The sequence below is a fragment of the Amycolatopsis taiwanensis DSM 45107 genome (assembly GCF_000519205.1).
Classification (GTDB): domain Bacteria; phylum Actinomycetota; class Actinomycetes; order Mycobacteriales; family Pseudonocardiaceae; genus Amycolatopsis_E; species Amycolatopsis_E taiwanensis.
The window spans coordinates 46,443-69,530 of sequence record NZ_JAFB01000039.1 but is presented as its reverse complement, the minus strand read 5'-3'; the positions used below and the strand labels follow the sequence as shown (position 1 = coordinate 69,530).

Below are 23,088 nucleotides of genomic sequence, written 5' to 3'. Positions count from 1 at the left end.
TCACCGAATAACAGGGGAGGATCGAGATGAGCATCACGAAGCCGATCGTCGTCGGCGTCGACGGATCGGCCCCCGCGCTCGACGCGGTGCGGTGGGCGGCCCGGGAAGCGCTCCAGCGCCGGCTCGGCCTGCACGTGGTGCACGCCTGGGGCATGCCCGGCATCCACTACGGCAGCGGGGTTCCCTTGCCCGCCAGCGTTTTCGACACGCTGGAGCAGGACGCGACGCGGGTGCTGGGGGAGGCGGTGGAGACCGCCCGAAGCTTCGCGCCCAAGTTGTCCGTGACGGGCGAGATGCCGTACGAGCCGCCGGTGCCGTGCCTGGTCGAGCGGTCCCGCACGGCCGGCATGATCGTACTGGGTTCCAGCGGCCGCGGCGGTTTCGTCGGAATGCTCGCCGGGTCCACCGCGGTGGGGGTGAGCGCGCACGGCCGTTGCCCGGTGGCGGTGATCCGCGGCACCGAGCATGACGGGCCGATCGTGGTGGGCGTGGACGGCAGCGCGGTCGGCGAACCGGCGATCGCGCTCGCCTTCGACGAGGCGGCCGAGCACGATGCCCCGCTGGTCGCGGTCCATGCCTGGTCGGACTTCGAGTACGACAGCTTCCACGGCAGCCCGCATTACTTCGGCGACACCGACACGTTCGCCGAGGAGCAGCAGCGGCTGCTCGCCGAGTCGCTGGCCGGGTACCAGGAGAAGTACCCCGACGTGCCGGTCGAGCGGGTGATCGTCGGGGACCGGCCGCGGCACCAGCTGCTGCTGTGGTCGGAGCGGGCGAGGCTGGTCGTGGTGGGCAGCCGGGGCCGCGGTGGCTTCCGGGACCTGCTGCTCGGATCGACCAGCCAGGCGCTCATCCACCACGCGAAGTGCCCGGTGCTGATCACGCGGGGCGGCTGATGGCCTACGTCCGACCGCTGGGCGAAATCCGGGTCGCCGACGCGTTCACCGCGGGCGGCAAGGGCGCGAACCTCGGCGAGCTGGCCGGCGCCGGGTTTCCGGTGCCGGAGGGGTTCGTCGTGTTGCTCGACGCCTACCGCGCCGCCATCGAGCTCGCCGGGGTGCGGGAGGAGTTGGCCGCGTTGCACGCCGAGGCGCTGGCTTCGGTCGGCGACGCCGGGAAGCTGGCCGCGAACTGTGAGCGGATGCGGAAGCTGGCGGGCGAGGCCGTGCCGCCGCCCGAGGTCCGTGAAGCCGTGCTGAACGCCTACCGCGCGCTCAGCCCCGCGGCCGCCGTCGCGGTCCGCTCCTCGGCCATTGGCGAGGACGCGCCGCAGATCTCCTTCGCCGGGATGACCGCCAGCTATCCGGACGTCTGGGGTGAATACGCGGTCCTGGAACGCGTTTCCGCCTGCTGGGCGTCGCTGTTCTCGCCGCGGCTCGTCGCCTACCGGGCGAGTCACGGCCTTGCCGGCGAGCCCGGGATGGCGGTGGTGGTGCAGCGCATGGTGCGGCCGCAGCGCGCCGGCGTCACCTTCACCGCCGACCCGCGCACGGCCGAGCGCTCCACCGCCGTGGTGGAGGCGGTCTTCGGTCTGGACGAGGCCTCGCCCGGGGTCGCCGACGAGCCGGACACCTATCTGGTGAACAAGGACGACCTGCGGGTGCTCGGCGCCCGCGTGGCGCACCGGCGCGTGCTCGACCAGGCGTTGCTGCTCCAGCTGGTGCGCTTGGCCTGCCGGGTGGAGGACCACTTCGGCCGCCCGCAGGACATCGAGTGGGTGGCCGGCGCGGACGGTGCCGTCTGGCTGGTGCAGACCAGGCCGATCACCACGCCGGCCGAGTCGGGGGCGGACCGGCCGCTGGTGAGCGGGCTCGGCGCGGCACCGGGCACGGCGACCGGGATCGTCCGCGTGCTGAGCACGCCGGGGGAGAGCCCCCACCTTGGTGACGGTGAGGTGCTGGTCGCGCCGATGACTGATCCGGACTGGGTGCCGGCGGTGCGCCGCGCCGCCGCCCTGGTGACCGACGGCGGCGGCCTGACCGCGCATGGCGCGATCGTGGCCCGCGAACTCGGGGTGCCGTGCGTGGTCGGCACCGGTGACGCGACCCGCGTGCTCACCGACGGCCGGCCGGTCACCGTGGACGGGGACCGGGGCGAGGTGCGCCCGGTGCGGGCGAGTTTGCCGGCCCGGGTCCGCGAGGCCGAGTACCCGCCGGGCGTGGCCGAGCCGATCGGCACCCGGTTGTACGTGGATCTTGCCGTGCCCGCCGACGCTCCGGCCTCTGCCGCGTTGCCGGTCGACGGGGTCGGGCTGTTGCGCGCCGAAAGCATGGTCGTCGGCGCGCTGGGCGGAAGGCACCCGCTCGAGGCGCTCGTGCACGGCGAGCAGGAGTCCTTTGTGGACGCCGTGGTGCCGGGCCTGCTGGCCGTGGCGGAGGCATTCGCGCCGCGGCCGGTGATCTACCGCGCGAGCGACCTGCGCACCCGGGAGTTCCGGGCGTTGGCCGGCGGGGGCGAGCACGAGCCGGCGGAGGAGAGTCCCGTGCTCGGCTGTCACGGCTGCTACCGGCACGTCCGCCAGCCAGCACTGCTCGGCCTGGAACTGCGCGCGCTGGCGCGGGCGCGCGAGCGCGCCCCCAACCTGCAGTTGATGATCCCGTTCGTGCGCTCGCGCTGGGAGCTGGAGGAATTCCTGCGGCTGGTGGACACCAGCCCGCTCGGCCGCCAGCTCGGGCTGCAGCGGTGGATCACCGCCGAGGTGCCCTCGGTGCTGCACTGGCTGCCGTCCTACGTCGGCCTTGGCATCGACGGGGTGTCAATCGGCGTCGACGAGCTGGCGCGGCTCGTGCTGGGCCGGGAGCTTGTCTCAACGTCGGTGTTTCCGCCCGAGGTGACCACGGGCGCGCGCGCCGAAGGCCTCGGATTCGGGGAGGCAGGCCACCGACCTGGGAAGGCAAGGGGTGCGCGGGAGTCACGGTCTGGCTACCCAACTCCGATCGCGCGCCCTTTGGAACACAGCCGGGAGTCCGGCGCGCGGGGGTTCGACGAGTCCGACCCGGCCGTGCTCGACATGATCGCCCAGCTGGCCGGGAAGGCTTCCGCGCTGGAGATCCCGTCGACGATCTGGGGCCGCGTGCTCACCAGCCGCCCGGAGTTCGCCGAGCACGTGGTTCGCTTCGGCATCACCGGCGTGTCCGCCGAACCCGGCGCCGTTCTCGCCGTGCGCGCGGCGATCGCGTCGGCCGAACGTCGCCTGTTGTTGGGGAGGTCCCGGTGAACGGTCAACCGATCGTGGTCGGTGTCAACGGCACCGCGGGTGCGGTGCGTGCCGCGGCGTGGGGCGCGGACGAAGCCGTGCACCGCCATGCGCCGCTGCTGCTGGTGCACGCCTTCGGCGTGCCGGACGCGTTCTACGGCGACACCGCGCCGCCGCGGGAGTGGTTGGCGGCGAAGGAAGCGCAGTCGCGTGACTGGCTGGCGGAGGCAAGGGACGTGGTGACCGGGGCGCATCCCGCGCTCGACGTGGCCACGGGGTCCTTTTTGGACGCTCCGGTGCCGTTGCTGCTGGAACGGTCCTCGGCGGCCAGGATGGTCGTGCTCGGCTCGGCGCAACGGAGCCTGCTCGGCGACCTGGTGCTGGGCGCCACCGCGGGCACGCTCGCCGCGCACGCGCGCTGCCCGGTCGCCGTCGTCCGGGGCCGCGAACCCCGGCTGGACGAACCGGTGGTGGCCGGGATCGACGGCAGCACGCACTCCGGCTCCGCGGTGGGTCTCGCCTTCGAGGAGGCGTCCCTGCGGAGGGTTCAGCTGGTAGCGCTGCATGCCGAACCCGCCATGGAGCGCACCGCCGAGGCGGCGAGTGGGGCGGTGGCCGCATGGCGCAAGAAGTACCCGGAGGTGGCGGTCCAGCAGGTCGTCGTGCGGGAGGACCCGCGCAAGCCGTTGCTGGAGTGGAGCGAGCGGGCCCAACTGGTGGTCGTCGGCAGTCGCGGGCGCGGCGGGTTCACCGGCATGCTGCTGGGATCGACCAGCCAGGCGATGATTCACCACGCCGCCTGCCCGGTGCTCGTCGCGCGCTCGGCGCCCGGCAAGTGATTTCGTGCGCCACCGCCAGAGACTGCTTCGCCCTGATGGCCGACCGCAAGCGGCTCCGCCCCTTTGAAACATCTAGGGCCTGTGTCGAGGTCGGTTGGGGTGGTCTGGGCTGATTTTGGCGTTCTTGCCCGAATCCCGAACTCGCCCTCTCGAACCCAGAACTCGCCTTCTCGAACCCAGAACTCGCCTTCTCGAACCCAGAACTCGCCTTCTCGAACCCAGAACTCGCCTTCTCGAACCCGGAACTCGCCTTCTCGAACCCGGAACTCGCCTTCTCGAACCCGGAACTCGCCTTCTCGAACCCGGAACTCGCCGTCCTGAACCCGGAACTCGCCGTCCTGAACCCGGAACTCGCCGTCCTGAACCCGGAACNGAACCCGGAACTCGCCGTCCTGAACCCGGAACTCGCCGTCCTGAACCCGGAACTCGCCGTCCCCAGCCGGGGACACGCCAGCACCTGGCGTGTCCCCGGTTCGGGCACGTGAGTTCCCGGTTCGGGCACGTGAGTTCCGCGTTCGGGCGGGCGTGTTCCCGGTTCAGGCACTTGAGTTCCGGCTTGGGAACGTCGGTACCGAAGGCCGGATTATCCCGGCAACGTTGCCAGGCACGTCGCCAGGACTGTCCCACCTGCCCCCGAGCGCGACGAGCCTGTGTCCTGGACCAGGGACACGGACTCCTGAGCTAGGAACACAACCTCCTGGAGCGGGAACACAACCTCCTGGAGCGGGAACACGGGGGTCTGGAGCGGGAACACGGCGCTGTGGCTACCCGCTCCGGCCAACTCGCCACCTGTCACGAAGCCACCGTCCACCCCGCTGCGATCAACCATTGGCTCTGATCGACATTGATATAGACCCTGGCTGGCCACTGCCCGACTGCACCTTGTCAGATAGCGCTTTCAGTGGTAACGATCACGACTGCGCGCGCCGATTCACTAGATGCAGTGAGCGACGGAGCGCACACGAGGCGCGACGGTGGCCTACTGCTCCTGTTCGCGCTCAGGAGGCCGTGATGTACGCAGAAGAGTCCGCCCTGGGCGGTGACCGGCCCTTCGGAGGTATGGCGCGCCGGCACCGGCTGGCGGCGATGCTGCGGCCGGAACTGCCCAGCCTCGTCGACGAACTGGTCCGTGAGATCCGGGGTGCGCTGCCCGACTATCAGCGCCTCGGCCGGGCGCACGGCGTCATCCTGCGGCGGCGTGTGGAGTATCTCGCCAAGCTGTTCGTCGACCTCGTCGAGCACCCGCAATCGGCCGGGGAAGCGGCCGGCAAGACCTGCCGCGCCCTCGGGCGGGTGGAGGGCCACGCCGGGCGTACGCTCGATTCCCTGCACGCCGCCTTCCGGATCGGTGGCCGGGTCGGCTGGCGGCGGATCGCCCGGGTCGGGCGGCGGCGCGGTCTGTCCACAGAGGACGTTTCCTGGCTGGCCGACCAGTTGTTCGCCTTCCTCGACGAGCTTTGTGCGCGGTCAACGCAGGGCTACCGGCAAGGCGCCGTGACCGACGCCGACCGGGACCGTCGCCGCAGGCTGCTGCACCTCGTGCTCAGACGTCCCTCCGTCTCGCCTTTCGTGATCGACGAACTGGCCGCCACCGCGGGCTGGGTGGTGCCCGACCAGTGCGCGTTGGTGGCGCTGGACGGCGGCCGCTACCTGCCGCGCGCCCCCGCGCTCGGCCCCGACGTGCTGGCCGACCTGCGCGGTCCGGTGCCGTGCATGCTGCTGCCCGGACCGGTCACCACCGAACGCATCCAGCGGCTGTGCCTGCCGTTTCGTGGCACACATCTCGCGATCGGCCCCACCGTCGCCCTCGCGGAGGCGGCCTCCTCCCTGCGCTGGGCGCGCCAGGCGCTGCGGCTGATCGCCGAAGGCGTGCTGCCGGACGTTCCGGTGACCGTGTGCGCCGAGCACTACTCGACCCTGTGGCTGCTGGCCGATCCCGGCCTGCTGCGCCAGGTTGCCCGGCGCCGGCTGGCGCCGTTCGCGCGGTTCCCGGTCAAGCAGCGCTCGCGCCTGGCCGACACCCTGTTCGCGTGGCTGCAGGCGCAGGGCAACGTGCGGGAGGCCGCCACCCGGCTCAGCGTGCATCCGCGCACCGTGCGATACCGGATGCGCCAGATCGAAACCGCGTTCGGTGCCGGGTTGCGCGACCCCGACGTCCGGTTCGAGATCGAATCCGCACTGCGGGCGCTGCACGTCCTCAATGTTAGTTGCGACGCCTGAATATGCGTCGTGTTCACCCGCCCGAATGGCAATATCGAATGGTTCCCGATCTCGTCGGCTCGGCACCGCCGCAAGGCGCCGGGCCGGCGTTATGCTGCGCCCTTCCTTGGAAGGGCCGGGGCGAGGTGAAGCGTGACGAGGGGCCATACCAATCTGGCCGGGTTCATCTGGTCGGTGGCGGAGTTGCTGCGCGGCGACTACAAGCAGTCGGAGTTCGGCAGGGTGATTCTGCCGTTCACGGTGCTGCGGCGGCTGGACTGCGTGCTTGCGCCGACGAAGGACGCCGTGCTGCGGCGGCGGGCGGAGTTGGAGAAGGCCGGTGCCCGCGACCTGGACCGCCGGCTGCGGGAGGTCAGCGGAGTGAGCTTCTACAACACGTCGGAGCTGACCTACGCCACGGCGGTGGAGGATCCCGGGAACGTTTCGAAGAATCTCCGCAACTATGTCGGGAAGTTCTCCGGTAATGTCGCGGAGATCTTCGCCTCGTTCGACTTCTCCCGCCAACTCGAACGGCTCGACCGCGCCGGTCTCGCGCACGCCGTGGCGGCGCGGTTCGCCGAGGTCGACCTGAGCCCGGAAACGGTCGGCAACCATTCCATGGGCTACGTGTTCGAGGAGCTGATCCGGCGGTTTTCGGAGGTTTCGAACGAGACGGCCGGCGAGCACTTCACCCCGCGCGAGGTCGTCAGGCTGATGGTGAACCTGCTGCTCGCGCCGGACGAGGCGGAACTGGCGGCGCCGGGCATCGTGCGGACGGTGTTCGACCCGGCGTGCGGGACGGGCGGCATGCTCACCGCTGCCGAGGATTTCATCTCCGAGCGCAACCCGCGAGCCACCGTGGTGCCGTACGGCCAGGAGCTCAATCCCGAGTCCTACGCGATTTGCAGGTCCGACATGATGATCAGGGGTGAGAACGCCGAGAACATCGGCTTCGGCAACTCGTTCAGTCACGACCGGCACGCCGGCCGCCGGTTCGACTACCTGCTCGCCAACCCACCGTTCGGCGTCGAGTGGAAGAAGGTACGGACCGACGTGGAACGGGAGGCCGCGCTCGGCTTCGCGGGCCGGTTCGGCGCCGGGCTGCCGCGGATCAACGACGCATCGTTGCTGTTCGTTCAGCACATGCTCCACCACGTGCGGTGCCCGGAGGACGGTGGTTCCCGGCTGGCGATCGTCTTCACCGCCTCACCGCTGTTCACCGGCGTAGCCGGGTCGGGGGAGTCGAAGATCCGCCAGTGGATTCTCGAAAACGACTGGCTGGAGGCCGTTGTCGCGCTGCCGGACCAGCTGTTCTACAACACCGGGATCGCCACCTATATCTGGATCCTGACCAACCGCAAGGGTTCCGCGCACGCGGGCAGGGTGATCCTGCTCGACGCACGCGAGTACGGTGTCAAAACGCGGAAGTCATTGGGGGAAAAGCGAAAGGAACTTCCCGAGGAGCAGATCGCGCGGATCACGCGGCTCTACGGCGAGGCCTTCGAGGTGGCGGCCGACCCCGGGCATCCGATGCACGAAAGGGTGAAGGTCTTTGCCACCCGGGATTTCGGTTACCGGCGGATCACCGTGGAACGGCCGTTGCGGCTTCGGTTCGAGGTGACCGAGGAGGCGTTGGCGGAGCTGGCGGTCGCCAAATCACTGGTGCCCTACGGCGACCGAGAGAAGCTGGTCGACGCGTTGCGTGGGCTGACCGGACGGCCGCCCGCTTTCCGCCGGGCCGAATTCGCCGGGGCTTTGCGGGAAACGCTGGCGCCGTTGGGTGAACTGCCCGCCGTCGTGCGCAGGGCGGTCTGGTCGGCCGTGTCGGTGCCCGACCCCGAGGGAGAGGTTCAGCGAGACCGCAAGGGAAATCCGCTGCCGGACCCGGACCTGCGTGAGACCGCGAACGTGCCGCTCGATGAGACCCTGGACGACCACTTGGCCCGGGAAGTCCTGCCGTATGCGCCCGACGCCTGGGTAGCGGGCGACAAGACCAGAATCGGGTACGAGATCCCCTTCACCCGGCACTTCCACAGGTTCTGCCCGTCGCGGCCGCTTGCCGAGATCGACGTGGAGCTGGGTGAACTGGAGGCCGAGATCCGGCGCCTGCTCGGCGAGGCGACCGGGTGAGCAGCGCGTTCGCGGTATCGGCCGGCGTGCTGGCCGCGGCGCCCGCGCACTGGCGGAGAATTCCGTTGTGGACGGTGGTCCGTCGCCGCGAGAAGACCGGGGTCGTGGGCAAGCCCCTCCTTTCGGTGTATCGCGATCACGGTGTCGTACCGAAGGACAGCCGGGACGACAATTTCAACCGGCCCAGTGACGATCTGAGCCGCTACCAGTACGTCCGGCCGGGAGACCTCGTGCTGAACAGGATGAAGGCGTGGCAGGGATCCTTGGCGGTTTCGGAGCACGAAGGGATCGTCAGCCCCGCCTACCTCGTCTGCGGGCTTTCCCCGGCTGTCCAGCCACGTTTTCTCCACTACCTGCTCAGGTCCGAGCCCTACGTGCACCTTTACCGGTTGCTTTCCCAGGGCGTTCGCCCGAACCAATGGGATCTGGACTACGACGCCTTCCGCTCCTTGACCTTGCTCTGTCCACCGCTGGACGAGCAGCGGCGTATCACCGAGTTCCTGGACGCCGAAGCCGGCCACTTCGCCCGCGTCATCGAGGCGCGGGCGCGCCAGTCGGCTCTTCTGGAGGCCAGGTTCCAGCAGATCGTCGACGCCGCGGTGACCGGCTACACGTCCTCATTGGACATTCCGGCCGATGAATGGACACCGGTGAAGATCGGCCGAATCTGCCGGATGCAGTCGGACCACCCGTTTCCGAGCGAGAACTTCGCGGCTGACGGAACACCATTGCTGCGCGGTGTGAACGTCGGCGTCGGTAGAGTCGACTGGAATGACGTGGTCTGCTGGGACGAAAAGCGTCACCCCATCCCGCGTCAATTCCGTTTGCTGGCCGGAGATCTGGTGCTGGGCATGGACCGCCCGTGGATTTCCGGCGGCCTGCGCGTCGCCGAAGTCGAACAGCGGGATCTTCCGGCGTTGCTGTCGCAGCGAGTGGCCCGCCTGCGGGGAAACGGGAGCGTGAGCATGGCTTACCTCAGGCGGGTATTCGGTTCGTCGCATTTCAAGACCTCCGTGGAGCGCCAGCTCACCGGCGTGTCCGTGCCCCATCTGAGCGGCGACCAGATCGCGTCCTTCCGTTTCCTCCTTCCGGGATTGCCGGTGCAGAAACTCGTCGCCGCCGGTCTCGACCGCCAGGAACGCCTTGTCGTCGCGTTCTCCGACCGCGTACGGCGACAGCGCGAGGTTATGCTCGAACGCCGACGAGCGCTGATCACCGCGGCGGTGACCGGTCAGTTCGACGTCACGACAACGCATCCCGTTTGGACGACGACTTGGTGACACCCACGACGATCGTGATGATGAGGATGAATGCGAGGAGCGCGGTGACGGTGCGCATGACGTTGAACATTTCCCACCGGTCGAGGATCGACCGGAAGTCCGGCGGAGGTGAGGTGACGGCCCAGATCTTCATCTGGCCGTTGATGGGGACGTTGCCGAACCGGGTGATCAGGAAGGAGGCCACGGCGAGTAGGCCGGCCGCGCCCGCGAGGTATCGCGATGCGCCACGGGAGAGCACGGCCAGAGCGAGGGAGCTGAGGACGGTGACGGCCATGGCAGTTTGCACGATCGGGGAATTCAGGTGCATGAGTGCCGTGTGGAAGGTCAGGCGCACGTCGACTGGTACCGCGTTGAAGGTGGGTTGGACGTTGGCGGCACCATAGCCGAACGCGCCCGCGAGCAGGCCGGCGGACAGCAATGCGAGTCCGGTGACGATCCGGACCAACATGATGGTTCTCTTTCCTTTTCAAGACTGGGCGGCCGCGATGGCGATGTCGTCGAGCATTCGGGTGCGTTGCTCGGCAGTGATGACGCGCCCGCGGGCGACCACAGCGTGGATGCGGGTGGTGTTGCGGATATCCGCCAGTGGGTCGGCGTCGAGAACGACGAGGTCGGCGAGCTTGCCGGACTCGACGGTGCCGAGCGCGTGATCCAGGCCGAGCAGGCGCATGGCCTCGATGGTCCCGGCCCGCAGTGCGGCCAGCGGTGACAGTCCGGCGCGCACGAGCAGCGCGAGCTCGTCGTGCAGGCCGTACCCGGGAATGACGAACGGCAGGTCACCGCCGTCGGTCCCGGCGACCACCGGCACCCCGGCGTTGGCGAGTTCTCGCACGAAAGTCAGCCGATGCTCGAGCAACTCACGATGCTGCCCGATCTCCTCCGGGGTGCGGCCGGCCATGATGATGTTCTCCAGCGCCCACCGCCAACCCTCCACTGCGGACGCCGGCACATACCGGAGCCGCTGGTCCGTCAGATCGATGTCGTCCGGTCGGTCCAGCATCTGGTAGACCGAGAGGGTGGGCACGACGCGAGTTCCGTTGCGGGCCAACGCGGCGAACGCCGCCGCCGCCTTCCGGGCGCTGTAGCTGTTGACGGCGTCCCACTCCAGCCGGTGGGTCTCGCGCAGCCAGCCGGGGTAGTCGCCATGCTCGAAGGTCAGCTTCGCAATGCGGGCATAGAGTTCATTCTCGCGGGTGGAGGTTTCGTACCAGGTCGCGTAGAGATGCTCGATGCTGCGCTGGCCCGCCGCGCTGGCCACGGTCAGCGGCACCGCGTCGGGAAGGTGCCCGGTGAACGGGATCCGCTGCCGGCGTGACTCGTCGGCAACCACTTGGTGCAGGTCGCGGGGCATCCGGGAGACCAGCTTCACGAAGTCGGCACCGTCCCGTTTGGCCTGTCGCACCGCCTCCCGGGCCTCCTGTTCGGTGGCGACCTCGGTGAACATCGCCGGGTCGCCGGTGGTGGGTGCGCCGTCGATGATGCGGCTCGCCATCATCGACCGCGGCCCGGGCAACTCGCCGCGCTCGATCCGGTCGCGCCACTGGTGAAGCAGCGGAGTACCGGACATCTCCCGCACGGTGGTGATACCGGTGGCCAGGTACAGCGGCGGCGAGATCTGCTCCATGGGCATGGTGTGCACGTGCGCGTCGCACAACCCGGGAATGACGAACTTCCCGGGCATGGCGATGACTTCCGTGCCGGCCGGGATTCCGACGCCGTGCCCCATCCCGATGATGCGCTCTCGGCGAATGAGCACCGTCGTGTTCCGCTGCGGCGGGCGGCCGGTGGCGTCGATGACCGTCACGCCCGTCAATGCGGTCACACGGTCCGGTGCCGAGGCAGGACTCGCACTCGCGGTACTCATCGCACCGACCGCGGTAGCGGCGCCAGCGGCCACGACTACGCCGGCACGCAACACGTCACGCCGGCCAAACTCGTTCCTTATCTCTGACATGCCGTCAAACGTAACGAGTCTGTGCTTTCCTTTACAATGTGTCAAAGGTAACGGTGCTGGATAACGTGGTCGCGCGCATCAAGCCGGACCGGCGTGATACTGCGTCTGTGGAGCAACGTGTCCTGACCTTCGGGCACGGCACCGCGGACGCCAGTGAAATGACCCGCCTGCTACGCGGCGCCGGCGTGCGGCGGCTCGTCGACGTGCGGACCGCGCCCGGCAGCCGGCACAATCCGGACGCCGGACGGGACGCGATGGCCCGCTGGCTCGCCGAGGCGGGCATCGACTACCGGTGGGAGAAGCGGCTCGGTGGCTGGCGGAAACCACGGCCGGACAGTCCGGACACCGCACTGCGCAACCGGGCCTTCGGCGGTTACGCCGCGCACATGCGCTCGCCGGAGTTCCTGGCTGCCATCGACGACCTTCTCGCCACCGCGGCCGAGGCGCTCACCACGGTGATGTGCGCGGAATCCGTGTGGTGGCGTTGTCACCGCAAAATGATCGCGGACTTCCTGGTGCTGGTCCGGGGTGTGGACGTCCGCCATCTCATGCACGACGGCAAGCTCCATCCGCACCGGCCCAGCCCCGAGGCGCGCCTGTTACCCGATCGGCACGTCCTCGTCTACGACGCCGGTCAGGTGCCGCTGACCGATCGCTGACTCACTCGGCAAGCCGGTGCAGCACGATGACGCCCCCGTGTGCCGGTTGGTCGAGGCGCTGGTCGTCGGTCGCCAGGTACTCATCGAGGATCGCCTGAATTCGTTGGTGCAACTCGGCTGCGTCCTCGGGCGAGAGGTGCACGGCGAAGCGAAGGAACGTCCGCACGGAGTCCGGACCCGCGGCGCGGAGCTCGTCCTGCAAGGCTTCGAGGGGAGCGAGCGCCGCGCCGGGTTCGTTGCGGTCCGGCTCGTCCAGCCACCAGGATCGGGCCTTCGTCCGGTAGGGCTTCTCCAGGGCGCCGCTCTCGCCGGTGCGCACCGGAGCCTGTTCCAGCAGGCCCGCCTCGGTCAGCTGCCGGACGTGGTAGAGGACGGTGCCGGGGTCGCGCTCGAGCCGGTCGGCCAGTTGCTTGTTGGTCAGCTCCTGCTGCCAGCACAGGCGCAGGATGCGCAGGCGCAGCGGGTGTGCCAGCGCCTTCGCCTCCTCAACGGTGGTCTCGCGTCGTGGCAACGGTGACTGCTTTCGCGCCGTCCGGTCGTTCATGATCGAAGGATAGTCCGGCGATGGTACATAATCACATCGATGGACTTTTCTCCATCGATGTGTGATTCTCCACCAATGGGCATCGACGACGCGCCGGCGCGATCCGCGGTGGGCGGGCGTGGGCTGGGAATCGCGTTCTGGCGGTTGTGGGGCTCGGCCGGCCTGTCGGACCTGGCCAACGGGACCCTGCAGGTCGCCGTGCCGTTGATGGCCGTCGGGCTGACCCAAACGCCGACGCTGATCGCGGGCGCGACCTTCGCGTTCACGCTGCCATGGCTGTTGTTCGCACTGCCGGCGGGTGCGCTCGTCGACCGGCTGGACCGTCGCCGGGTGATGCTCGGCGCCAACGTGGTCCGTGCCTCGCTGGTCGCCGTTTTTCTACTTGCTGTGCTGCTCGATGCCGGCACTATCTGGGCGCTGTACGTGATCGCGTTCGGCGTCGGTGTGGCCGAGACGATCTACGAAAGCGCGGCGCAATCGATCGTGCCGCAGGTCGTACGGCGCGACCAGTTGCCGCGCGCCAACGGGCGGCTCTACGCGGCCCAGTTGACCGCAAACGAGTTCGTCGGCCCGCCGTTGGCCGGCTTCCTGGTGACGGTCGGTGTGGCCTTCGCTGTCGCAGTGCCGGTGGGGCTGTGGGTTGTCGCGGTGGTGGCGCTGTGCCTTATGCGCGGCTCGTTCCGGATCGAGCGAAGGCAGCACGTGAGCGTGCGTGCCGACATCGGTGAAGGCTTGCGTTTCCTGTGGCACCAAAGGCTTCTGCGTAAGTTCACGGTCATGGTCGGTGTGTTCAACCTCGCGTCGAGTGCGACGTTCGCGGTGCTCGTGCTTTACGCGGTCGGGCCCACTTCCGCCATGGGCTTGTCCGGGCAGGCCTTCGGTGTGCTGCTGACGACCGTCGCGGCGGGAAGCGTGGTCGGCTCCTTCGTCGCCCATTACCTTGAGCGCTTGCTAGGCCGGGCCCGCACGCTCGTGTTGTCGTTCCTCGCCGGGACTCTCGTCGCCGGAGTCCCGGCCGTGACCGCGAACGCCTACCTGATCGGGATCACGTTCTTCGTCGGCGGCGCCGGGGTGCTCGTGTCGAACGTCGTGACGGTGACCTTGCGGCAGCGAATCACGCCCGACCGGCTTCTCGGGCGTGTCAACAGCTCCCACCGGCTCGTCGCGTGGGGCACCAAGCCGCTGGGGGCCGCCGTCGGCGGTGTCCTGGCGCAACTTCTCGGGCTCCGCGCGGTTTTCGGCATCATGGGCCTGGTGTCGCTCGCCGCGCTCGCCCTTCTGACCGGCGTGACCGACCAGGCCATGGAAACCGCCGAACGCGACGCTGTTTAGCGGTTTCTCCGGACCAGGCCCGGCTCGAACAGCGCCGATCGTCATCATCCTTTGCGTACTAGCGGCTGTTTTCTGACTGCTTGACCGGTGGACCCGGGTCACGCTGCTGGTTGTGTAGTTCGCGAAGGTGGTGGAGCGCCGGGACCGCGGCGGTAAGCGCCGCTAGTTCATCGTCCGGCAGGTGGTTGACGAGTTCGGCGATGGCTTCGGCCCCGGCTCGCCGTCGCCCGTGGATGTAGGTCGCCCCGGACTGCGTCACCGAGACGAGCGCCACGCGCCGGTCATCCGGGTCGCTACGCCGTTCCACGTAGCCGGACCGTTCCAGGTTGGTGATCAAGGCGGTCATCGACGGCTGGGCAACGCCCTGGATGGCCGCCAGGTCCGTGATGCGGCGCGGACCTGTCCGCTCCAGAGTGGACAGTGTCGCCATCGCGGTCAGGCTCAGATCGCGCGGAAGTCCGCGAAAGAGGGTCACCAGCAGGCGGTAGATCGTCTCGGCGACGTCCTGGTGGTCCGTGCCTTGGGCATCCGCGGCTGGGGCCGGTTGGTTCATGCGACCAGCATAGCGCGTCGTATCGTGCCTCTATATAGACGAACTATAGAGTCTCTTGCCTGGTCCATGCCGCGTGACCTCACCACGGAGTCCGCAATGGACACTCTCGATGGCGTTCTCCGCGTTGGCTCGCCGATTGTCGGAGTCGCGTGGACGGAATCCGGAACTCGCCTGCCTGAGCCGGGGACACAGACACCTGAACCCGGACCTCGGCTGCCTGAACCCGGAACTCGGCGGCTTGAGGCGGGAACTCGGCGGCTTGGGGCGGGGACACGGGTGTCGCGGGCGGGCTACTCGTCGCGCAGGGAGCGGCGGATCTGCTCGAGTCGTTCGCGCGCGGTGCGCTCGCGGTCGGCGAGCTGTTCGTCGACCGAGTCCGGTTCACCGGCGAGTTCGGCGGCGCCGACGGCCGTGGCGAACCGGTTTTCGATCCGGTCGCGGACATGCTCGAAGGTCGGCACCCCGCTCTCGGTGTAGTCCGCCCCGAGGTGCTGGCCGGGCTCCGGCGGAGTCGGCAGTGGTGCGGGTACCCGCGGTTCGGTGGAATCGTCACTCATACCGCCATTGTGCTCCTACCGCGCGCTTCGCCGCTGAGGTCGCCGGTACGACCGTTGTGCTCTCACCGCGGGTGTGCGCGCCGAGGTTGCCCTGCTCCTGCCGCGGGCCGCCGCGCCGAGGTTGTTCTGCTGTTGCCGTGGGGTTCCGCGCCGAGGTCGGTCAGGGCCGGGGGATGTTGCGCAGGTTGCTGCGCGCCAGCTCGAGCATTTTCCCGACGCCGCCGTCCAGCACGGTGCGCCCGGCGGCGAGGGCGAAGCCACGTACCTGGGCCGCGGTGATCTTCGGCGGGATGGACAGGGCGTTCGGGTCGGTGAGCAGCTCCACCAGGGCGGGACCCGGCCGCTCGAACGCCTCGGTGAGGGCGCCGCGGATCTCGGCGGGGTTTTCGACCCGCACGGCGGGAATGCCGCAGCCGGCGGCGATGGCGTGGAAGTCGACCTGCGGGTGGTCGGTGCCGAACTCGGGGAAACCGTCGACCAGCATTTCGAGCTTGACCATGCCCAGGGACGCGTTGTTGAACACGACGACCTTGACCGGGAGCCGGTAGGCGGAGAGCGTGAGCAGGTCGCCCATGAGCATGGCCAGGCCGCCGTCGCCGGAGATCGAGATCACCTGCCGGCCCGGCTGCGCCAGCTGGGCGCCGATCGCGTGCGGCAGGGCATTGGCCATGCTGCCGTGGCGGAACGACCCGATCACCCGGCGCCGCCCGTTGGGCGTCAGGTACCGTGCCGCCCACACGTTGCCCATCCCGGTGTCCACAGTGAACACCGCGTCGTCCGCCGCGACATCGTCGAGTACGTCCGCGGCGTACTCCGGGTGGATGGGCGCCCGGTGTTCGATGTTCGTGGTGTAGGCGTCGACCACGCGTTGCAGCTTGCGTTCGTGCTCCGCCAGCATCCGGTCCAGATACGACCGGTCGGACCGTGGCCGCAGCAGCGGGAGCACCGCGTTGATCGTCTCGGCGACATCGCCGTGCACGGCCAGGTCGAGGGGAGTGTGGCGCCCGAGCCGCGTCACGTCGATGTCCACCTGCACCGTCCGGGCCTGCGGCAGGAAGTCGTCGTAGGGAAAGTCGGTGCCCAGCAACACGATCCGGTCGGCGGACTGCATGGCCTGGTAGCAGGCGCCGTACCCGAGCAGGCCGCTCATCCCGACGTCGTAGGGGTTGTCGTACTGGATCCACTCCTTGCCGCCGAGGGAGTGGCCGACCGGCGCCTTGAGGGCCTCCGCCAGCTTCATGACCTCGTCGTGGGCGTACCGGCAACCCGCGCCGCAGAACAACATGACCCGCTCGGAGTCGTTGAGCACGCGGGCGAGTGCCTCGATCTCGGAGGTGTCGGGCACGACCCGCGACGGGCCGGCTACCCGCACCGGGGCGTGCGCCGGGCCGTCGCCGGGTCGCGCGGCGATGTCGCCGGGAATCGTCAGCACGGACACGCCGCCCTGCCCGAGGGAGGTCTGCATGGCGATGCGCAGCAGGTGCGGCAGCTGGGCGGGCTGGGAGACCAGCTCACTGAAGTGGCTGCACTCGGCGAACAGTCGGTCCGGGTGAGTCTCCTGGAAGTAGCCGGTGCCGATCTCCTTCGACGGGATGTGCGAGGCGATCGCGAGCACGGGCGCACCGGTGCGGTGCGCGTCGTACAGGCCGTTGATCAGGTGCAGGTTCCCGGGTCCGCAACTGCCGGCGCAGACCGCGAGCCGGCCGGTCACCTGCGCCTCCGCGGCCGCGGCGAACGCGGCGGTCTCCTCGTGCCGGACGTGTACCCACTCGATGCGCTCGGTGCGTCGGATCGCGTCGACGATCGGGTTGAGACTATCGCCCACCACCCCGTAGACCCGCCGCACTCCGGCTTCGCTCAGCGTGCGCACCAACTGATCCGCGACCGTGACCATCGCTGCCGCTCCTCGAACTCGACGTCTCTCCTCCGACCACTCTCCGCCTTCCCCGGCCATGCGTCCAATGCAGACTGTTCACCGGTTCCATGTCGTGGGAGCATGAAGATCATGGACCTGCAGGTACTGCGCTGGTTCCAGGCCGTGGCCGGCGGAGCCACGGTGACCGGCGCCGCGGCGGCGGCCCACGTCACCCAGCCCGCGCTGTCCCGGGCGCTGGCCAGGCTGGAGCGCGAGGTCGGCACCCCGCTGTTCACCCGCAACGGCCGGACGCTGCGGCTGACCCCGGCCGGCCGGTTGTTCGCCGACCACCTCGACCAGGCGCTCGAGAGCTACGACCGCGGGCTGCGTGCGGTGGTCGAGCTCGTCGACCCGGACTGCGGCGTCGTCCCGCTGGCGTTCCTGCACACCCTCGGCACCTGGCTGGTGCCACCGCTGGTCAGCACGTTCCGGGCCGAGCACCCGCGGATGCGCTTCGAGCTCCGTCAGCACGGCGAGGCGACCATCCTGCGGGAACTGCTCGACGGCTCCGTGGACTTCATCCTCACCAGCGGCGATCCCGGCCACGCGCAGGTGTCCTGGCAGCGGCTGCTGATCGAACCGCTGTGGCTGGCCGTGCCCGCGGACCACCGTCTCGGGCAGCGGAAACGGGTCCGCCTGGCCGAGGTCGCCGACGAGCCGTTCATCGCCCTGCGCGAGGGTTACGGATTGCGCACCCTCACCGAACAGCTTTGCCACCAGGCCGGTTTCGCGCCCCGGGTCACCTTCGAGGGTGAGGAGATCGACACGCTGCGCGCGCTCGTTGCGGCCGGCCTCGGCGTCGCGCTGCTCCCGCCGCCGTACCTCGAGCCGTCCACATCGGACATCCACCCCGCCCCGGCTACTCACCTGCGTGTCACCGACGTCGAATGCGCCCGCGATCTCGGGCTCGCCTGGCTGGCGGAGCGACCACTCCCGGCCGCCTCCACCGCGTTCCGGGCGCATGTCCTGCGATCCGCCCCCGCGATCACCCCGCCGGCCTACCGCTCCGGCCGGCGCTGAGCGGTCAGGGCTGGATTTCGAGGTTGGCCATCATCGCCATGTCCTCGTGTTCCAGATTGTGGCAGTGGTAGAGGAACCGGCCGGCGTACTCGTCAAAGCGGATGATGACCGACAACTGTCCGGCAGGCTCGACAATGACGGTGTCCTTCCAGCCACTGTCGTACCGGCCGGGCGAGCGGCCGTTGCGGGTCAGCACCTGGAACGGGCTGTGGTGGATGTGGACGGGGTGGTGGAAATCGGTGGTGAACCGCCAGATCTCGGTAGCGCCCAGCCGCGCGATGGTGTCGGCGCGGTTGGGGTCGAAGGGTTGCCCGTTGACCGTCCACATGCCACCGCCGCTGGTGCGGAAGACGACGTCGCGGGTGACGGTGGCCTTCGCCGGATCGAGCATTTCGATCCGGGAGAGCTGATCCGGTAGGTGGCTGTCGTCCCGCGCGGTACGGGCGATCACGAATTGCATGACGTTGGCGGTGGTGTCGCTGCCCAGCCGGTTGACCAGCCTGACGCGGTCGCCGACGCGGTAGCGGGAGAAGTCGATCACGACGTCGAATCGTTCGGCGGGCGCGATCTCGACCTCGTCGTGCGCGATCGCTTGGGCGAGCAGGCCGCCGTCCGAGCCGATCTGCACCAGGCCCGCCCCGCCCGGCGGCGGCGGGTCCAGCGCAAGGCGGTAGCGCCGCGCGTTGGAGGCGTTGAGCATGCGGAAGCGGTAGCGGGCGGCGTCGACCTCCGCCTGCGGCCACGGTGCCCCGTTGACCAGGATGACGTCGCCGAGCACGCCCTCGCCGTAGGCGGCTTCGACGCCGGGCTTGTCCTGGAGAGTCGGGTCGAGAGACGGGTAGGCCAGCGATCCGTCGGCGTCGAACGCCCGGTCGGTGAGCATGAGCGGGATGTCGCGCTCGGTGTGCGGGAGCGGGAGGGCGGCTTCCTCGTCGTCCTGCACGAGGTGGAATCCGGCCAGGCCGCGCCAGACACTGGCGCCGGTGAAGTCCATCCGATGGTCGTGGTACCAGAGCGTGGCGGCGCGCTGGTGCATCGGGTACTCGTAGGTGCGGGTGCCCTTGGTGACGACCGCGCGATGGTCCGTCATGCCCATACCCATGCCGGGCATGGAATGGGACATCGCATGATCCTGGCCGACGGGCAGGATGAGGTCGGTGGGGTAGCCGTCGCTTTCGGCGGGAGTGTGGCCGCCGTGCAGGTGCACCACCGTGGGCACGGGAAGCCGGTTCTCGTGCTGCACGACGGTGCGCCGGCCGCTGCGGGAGACGATGGTGGGCCCGGGGAACTGCCCGTCGTAACCCCAGATCTCGGTCCGGACGCCGGGCAGGATTTCGTGCACGGCGGCGCGTTGCGTGATCTCGTAGTAGTCGGTGGTCGCGTCGGTGCGTGGACGCAGGACCGGAGGAACGGGTAGCGGGACGGCGAACGGCGCGGGCAGGGGAATCCGGCTGCGCAGCAACCGCCCGATCTCGACGGGTGAAGCCAGCCAGGGCACCCCGGCACCCAGCGTGGCCGCTGCGCCCACGCCGCCGAGCAGGCCGAGGAATCCGCGACGGGACAACGTCATCGGTCGTCCCCTCCGCCCTTTCCGTTGCGGGGCATGGTGAATCCGGGCCGCCAGGCCGAGACGAGCAGCAGCAGCGTGGCCGCGACGATGGCGGCCCCCAGCGGCACGTGTAGGCCCACGAAACGGTTGAACCCCAGGAAGATCTGCGCTGGCTCGGCCAACGACAGGACGAGGCAGGCCAGTACGGGCCACCATGGCCCGGCCCCGATCAGCCGGTGCGTCAGCGCCACGGCCAGCTGGACGAACCCCAGCACGCCGGCCATGGTCGCGTTGGTCCGGTGCAGTTCGAGTATCGGGACGTCTCCGTTGAGAAATCGCCCGGCCAGCACCGGTTGGGCGAACACGCTCAGCGCGTGCAGCGTGATCACCGCACGGAACACCGACCGGCTCACCCTCGCCCGGCGCGGCATCGTCGGGTCCGCCTGGGGGCGGACTTCCAGCATGGTCACCCCCAGACTCCACTTCCTCGTCGTGTAGACAGCCTATATATAGGCAACCTACAGCGACCAAGGTAGGCTGTCTACATGAACGCCGACGCGATCCGCGGACACCTCGACAGCCTCGTGCTGGCCGTGCTCGAACAGCGACCGTTGCACGGCTACGGGATCATCGAAGCGATGCGACTGCGCAGCGACGGCACGCTGGAAGTGCCGTCCGGCACGCTCTACCCCGCGCTGCACCGGCTGGAGCGCGCGAAACTGATCAGCAGCAACTGGGATGACAGCACCGGCCGTCGGCGCCGCACCTACACCCTCACCGCGATCGGCCGCCGCCGGCTGCGCGAGGAACGTGCCGGCTGGAAGCAGTTCGCCGGCGCGGTCACCGCCATCCTGGGTGAGGCCCCGCTGTGATCGACGGCCTGATTCGCGACCTGGACCACGCCCTGCACGGCCCGGCCCGCACCAAGCGGCGGCTGATCGAGGAGGCCCGCGCGGGGCTGCTCGACGCGGCGGACGCCTACGCCTCCGCGGGCTTCGACCGGGCTGACGCGACCCGACGCGCCGTCGCCGAGTTCGGCACGGTCGCCGAGCTCGCCCCGGTGTACCAGGCCGAGCTCGACATCACCCGGCTCCGGGTCACGGCGATCGCCCTGCTGGTGGTCCTCTCTGTGCTGGCGCCCTTCGCCAATCTCGCCTGGGACCACAACCCGCAAACGATGCCCAACATGCCTGGTCTGATTCCCCTGATCGGCAAGATGCTCGTCGCGGTCACCTTCGCGACCAGCCTGACGGCGATAGTCGTACTGCTGGGCACCAGCCGCGCTCGGGTCGACCGGGTGCCCGGGTGGGGGCCGCGTGCCCTCCAGTTGACCGGTCACTGCGGGCTCCTGGCCCTTACGTTCGGGCTGGTCACCCTGGCCGACACCGCGCCTGGAGTCCTTCGGTGGCCACCCTTCCTGGCCACCGTCGTCCTCGCGGTCATGACCTTCTTCGTGGTCGCGATCCGGCATCAGGGCGCGACCCGCCGCCTCGGGTGATCGGGCGGAAGACCCTTACCCGGGCCCGGGTAAGGCTGGGAGCGTGACCGTCACGGTGAGCCCGCCGGCGGGGCGCGGGGTGGCGGCGACCCGGCCCTGATGGACGGCCGCGATCGAGGCGACCAGGGCCAGGCCGAGCCCGAAGCCGTCACGGGTGGTGCGGTCGTGCAGCCGCTGGAACGGCTCGAACAGGCCGGTCAGGCCGTCCGGGGGAACGACCGGCCCGGTGTTGGCCACCACCAGGCGAACCTGTCCGTCCACTTTGGAGGTCGAGAGCCAGATCTCGCCACCGGAGGCGTTGTAGCGCACGGCATTGTCGACGAGATTCGCCACGAGGCGCTCCAGGAGCACCGGGTCTCCCGAGGTCGTGGCGGGCCGCAGAGTGGGGTGTGGGTACCGGCCGCGAAGGTCGGTGGCGTCAAGCACGTCCTCGGCGACCGTGGCCAGGTCGACCTCCTCGCGCACGGAGAGCCCGCGCTCGTTGCGGGCCAGGGTGAGCAGAGCTTCGACGAGCCGATCGGCGTGGTCCACGGCCACCCGGATGTCGCGGCCCATGCCGAGCAGGTCCGCCGGCGTGGGGTCGCGCTTGGCGAGCACCACGTCCAGGGCCGTGCGCATGACGGTCAGCGGGGTGCGCAGCTCGTGACTGGCGTTGGCGATGAACCGTTGCTGACCGTCGAACGTGGCCTGCAGCCGGGCGAGCATGTCGTCGAACGTGTCGGCCAGATCGCGCAACTCGTCGCGCGGACCGGTCAGCGCCACCCGCGCGGACAGGTTGTGCTCGGACGCGGCGCGCGCGGCCGCGGTGATCTGGTGTACCGGGCGCAGCACCCGTCCGGCGACGATCCAGCCGGCGACCGCCGCCAGGGCGATCACCACTGCCAGTGTGGTCAGCGAGTACCCAAGCAGGTGGGACAGCGTCGCCTGCTGCTGGGCCAGTGCGCCGTTGAGGAAGCCGCCCTCGGCCAGCGACACGCACTTGGTCTGCAGGCCAGGATCGAGTTCGCCGGTCTGGGCGGCCTGCCGGCACCGGTCCAGCACGCCTTCGGGGTCCGTCACCTGGGCCCATGCTCCGTCCGGGCCGCTGACCGACACGGGCAGGCCGGCCACGAGCCCGTAGGTGACCGCCACGACGACGGCTCCGCAGGCGGCGAAAAGACCGGTGTACAACAGGGTCAGGCGTGCCCGGACCGTCAGTCGGGGCTGGGTCACATCCGGTACCCCTTGCCCACCACGGTTTCGATCAGCGGCGGCGGCCCGAGCTTGCGCCGCAGTCGGGCCATCGTGACCGAGACGATGTTGCTGAACGGGTCGACGTTGGCGTCCCAGACGTGTTCGAGCAGTTCCTCCGCGCTCACCACGCCGCCGTCGGCCGCGATCAGCAGTTCGAGAACGCCGAACTCTTTGCGGGTCAACGAAAGCGCGCGGGTGCCCCGGGTGACGCGGTGCCGCGCCCGGTCCACGGTGAGGTCGCCACGGCGCACGACCGGCGGAGCAGACGGCGCCCGGCGGCACAGCGCGCGCACCCGCGCCACCAGCTCGTGGAAGGCGAACGGTTTGCCCAGGTAGTCGTCGGCGCCCAGCTCCAGCCCGTCGACCCGGTCGTCCACCCCGGCCGCCGCGGTCAGCATGAGGATGCGGGCAGAGCCCTCGGCCGCGAGCGTGCGGCATACCTGGTCACCGTGGACCGCCGGCAGGTCCCGATCGAGCACGATCACGTCGTAGGCCGTGTGGCCGGCGGCGTCCAGCGTTGCCGCGCCGTCGTGCACGACGTCGACGGCCATGCCGGCGTCACGCAGGCCCTCGGCGACCCGGGCGGCCAGCGTGGTGTGGTCCTCGGCCACCAGCACTCGCATGGTGCCC

21 protein-coding genes are annotated in these 23,088 nt (G+C 69.7%); 11 read left to right on the top strand and 10 right to left on the bottom strand.

The genetic code is table 11. The annotated features are described in order from the left end of the window. Window positions 1-26 precede the first annotated feature (26 nt). From A3CU_RS0128095 to A3CU_RS50085, 6 genes are all read left to right on the top strand, one after another. On the top strand, window positions 27-896 hold the full coding sequence (locus A3CU_RS0128095; protein WP_043842778.1) for a universal stress protein: 870 nt from the start codon (window positions 27-29) through the stop codon (window positions 894-896). Then, entirely contained in the window at window positions 896-3,217 is a 2,322-nt protein-coding gene (locus A3CU_RS0128090; RefSeq protein ID WP_027945099.1) for a PEP/pyruvate-binding domain-containing protein, read from the top strand. Before A3CU_RS0128095 ends, A3CU_RS0128090 begins: the two co-directional genes overlap by 1 nt. Further along, window positions 3,214-4,035 (top strand): universal stress protein, encoded by an 822-nt coding sequence (locus A3CU_RS0128085; protein ID WP_027945098.1) that lies wholly within the window; start codon window positions 3,214-3,216, stop codon window positions 4,033-4,035. Before A3CU_RS0128090 ends, A3CU_RS0128085 begins: the two co-directional genes overlap by 4 nt. A gap of 1,011 nt (window positions 4,036-5,046) precedes the next feature. Further along, window positions 5,047-6,255: a PucR family transcriptional regulator gene (locus A3CU_RS0128070; protein ID WP_052372295.1), complete on the top strand. Its 1,209-nt coding sequence runs from the start codon at window positions 5,047-5,049 to the stop codon at window positions 6,253-6,255. A 132-nt stretch (window positions 6,256-6,387) separates the two neighbouring features. Beyond that, entirely contained in the window at window positions 6,388-8,364 is a 1,977-nt protein-coding gene (locus A3CU_RS0128065) for a type I restriction-modification system subunit M (RefSeq protein WP_027945094.1), read from the top strand. Beyond that, the gene (locus A3CU_RS50085; RefSeq protein WP_052372293.1) at window positions 8,361-9,644 is read left to right on the top strand and encodes a restriction endonuclease subunit S; all 1,284 of its coding nucleotides are present in this window, start codon (window positions 8,361-8,363) and stop codon (window positions 9,642-9,644) included. Before A3CU_RS0128065 ends, A3CU_RS50085 begins: the two co-directional genes overlap by 4 nt. Here the strand turns inward: A3CU_RS50085 and A3CU_RS0128055 are convergent. Together A3CU_RS0128055 and A3CU_RS0128050 are read right to left on the bottom strand one after the other, a co-directional pair. Beyond that, complete coding sequence (locus A3CU_RS0128055) at window positions 9,607-10,092, bottom strand: anthrone oxygenase family protein (RefSeq protein WP_027945093.1); 486 nt, start codon at window positions 10,090-10,092, stop codon at window positions 9,607-9,609. The two genes, A3CU_RS50085 and A3CU_RS0128055, sit on opposite strands and share 38 nt — an antisense overlap. An 18-nt stretch (window positions 10,093-10,110) precedes the next feature. Beyond that, a complete protein-coding gene (locus tag A3CU_RS0128050) occupies window positions 10,111-11,598 on the bottom strand; it encodes an amidohydrolase family protein (RefSeq protein WP_084143863.1) in 1,488 nt (495 codons plus the stop codon). A 107-nt stretch (window positions 11,599-11,705) separates the two neighbouring features. Here A3CU_RS0128050 and A3CU_RS0128045 point away from each other — a divergent pair, with 107 nt between their 5' ends. Continuing rightward, on the top strand, window positions 11,706-12,257 hold the full coding sequence (locus A3CU_RS0128045) for a DUF488 domain-containing protein (RefSeq protein ID WP_027945091.1): 552 nt from the start codon (window positions 11,706-11,708) through the stop codon (window positions 12,255-12,257). Window position 12,258: 1 nt separating this feature from the next. On the opposite strand, the gene A3CU_RS0128040 is transcribed toward A3CU_RS0128045, so the two are convergent. Beyond that, complete coding sequence (locus tag A3CU_RS0128040; RefSeq protein ID WP_027945090.1) at window positions 12,259-12,801, bottom strand: ArsR/SmtB family transcription factor; 543 nt, start codon at window positions 12,799-12,801, stop codon at window positions 12,259-12,261. 75 nt (window positions 12,802-12,876) lie between these two features. Here A3CU_RS0128040 and A3CU_RS0128035 point away from each other — a divergent pair, with 75 nt between their 5' ends. Further along, complete coding sequence (locus A3CU_RS0128035; protein WP_027945089.1) at window positions 12,877-14,133, top strand: MFS transporter; 1,257 nt, start codon at window positions 12,877-12,879, stop codon at window positions 14,131-14,133. A 58-nt stretch (window positions 14,134-14,191) separates the two neighbouring features. Here the strand turns inward: A3CU_RS0128035 and A3CU_RS0128030 are convergent, their stop codons facing one another. The 3 genes from A3CU_RS0128030 to A3CU_RS0128020 form a co-directional block, all read right to left on the bottom strand. Continuing rightward, window positions 14,192-14,686, bottom strand: coding sequence for a MarR family winged helix-turn-helix transcriptional regulator (locus A3CU_RS0128030; protein WP_245617377.1), 495 nt, complete (start codon window positions 14,684-14,686; stop codon window positions 14,192-14,194). 290 nt (window positions 14,687-14,976) lie between these two features. After that, complete coding sequence (locus tag A3CU_RS0128025; protein ID WP_027945087.1) at window positions 14,977-15,243, bottom strand: hypothetical protein; 267 nt, start codon at window positions 15,241-15,243, stop codon at window positions 14,977-14,979. 160 nt (window positions 15,244-15,403) lie between these two features. Continuing rightward, complete coding sequence (locus A3CU_RS0128020; protein WP_027945086.1) at window positions 15,404-17,137, bottom strand: pyruvate dehydrogenase; 1,734 nt, start codon at window positions 17,135-17,137, stop codon at window positions 15,404-15,406. A 102-nt stretch (window positions 17,138-17,239) separates the two neighbouring features. On the opposite strand from A3CU_RS0128020, the gene A3CU_RS0128015 reads away from it, so the two are divergent. Beyond that, the gene (locus tag A3CU_RS0128015; RefSeq protein WP_027945085.1) at window positions 17,240-18,178 is read left to right on the top strand and encodes a LysR family transcriptional regulator; all 939 of its coding nucleotides are present in this window, start codon (window positions 17,240-17,242) and stop codon (window positions 18,176-18,178) included. A 4-nt stretch (window positions 18,179-18,182) separates the two neighbouring features. Here A3CU_RS0128015 and A3CU_RS0128010 read toward each other — a convergent pair whose 3' ends face one another. Together A3CU_RS0128010 and A3CU_RS46990 are read right to left on the bottom strand one after the other, a co-directional pair. Continuing rightward, window positions 18,183-19,748 carry a multicopper oxidase family protein gene (locus tag A3CU_RS0128010; protein ID WP_156960583.1) on the bottom strand — a complete coding sequence of 522 codons (1,566 nt, stop codon included), beginning with the start codon at window positions 19,746-19,748 and terminating at the stop codon, window positions 18,183-18,185. After that, window positions 19,745-20,197 (bottom strand): hypothetical protein, encoded by a 453-nt coding sequence (locus A3CU_RS46990; protein WP_052372290.1) that lies wholly within the window; start codon window positions 20,195-20,197, stop codon window positions 19,745-19,747. Before A3CU_RS46990 ends, A3CU_RS0128010 begins: the two co-directional genes overlap by 4 nt. A gap of 75 nt (window positions 20,198-20,272) precedes the next feature. Between A3CU_RS46990 and A3CU_RS0128000 the strand changes: the two genes are divergently transcribed. Then, window positions 20,273-20,599 carry a PadR family transcriptional regulator gene (locus tag A3CU_RS0128000; protein ID WP_027945083.1) on the top strand — a complete coding sequence of 109 codons (327 nt, stop codon included), beginning with the start codon at window positions 20,273-20,275 and terminating at the stop codon, window positions 20,597-20,599. Next, the gene (locus A3CU_RS50080; RefSeq protein WP_052372288.1) at window positions 20,596-21,225 is read left to right on the top strand and encodes a permease prefix domain 1-containing protein; all 630 of its coding nucleotides are present in this window, start codon (window positions 20,596-20,598) and stop codon (window positions 21,223-21,225) included. The genes A3CU_RS0128000 and A3CU_RS50080 overlap by 4 nt, the downstream gene beginning before the upstream one ends. Window positions 21,226-21,240: 15 nt before the next feature. Here the strand turns inward: A3CU_RS50080 and A3CU_RS46980 are convergent, their stop codons facing one another. Together A3CU_RS46980 and A3CU_RS0127985 are read right to left on the bottom strand one after the other, a co-directional pair. Next, on the bottom strand, window positions 21,241-22,437 hold the full coding sequence (locus A3CU_RS46980) for a HAMP domain-containing sensor histidine kinase (RefSeq protein WP_043842773.1): 1,197 nt from the start codon (window positions 22,435-22,437) through the stop codon (window positions 21,241-21,243). Continuing rightward, entirely contained in the window at window positions 22,434-23,081 is a 648-nt protein-coding gene (locus tag A3CU_RS0127985; protein ID WP_027945082.1) for a response regulator transcription factor, read from the bottom strand. The genes A3CU_RS46980 and A3CU_RS0127985 overlap by 4 nt, the downstream gene beginning before the upstream one ends. Between the last annotated feature and the right edge of the window lie 7 nt (window positions 23,082-23,088).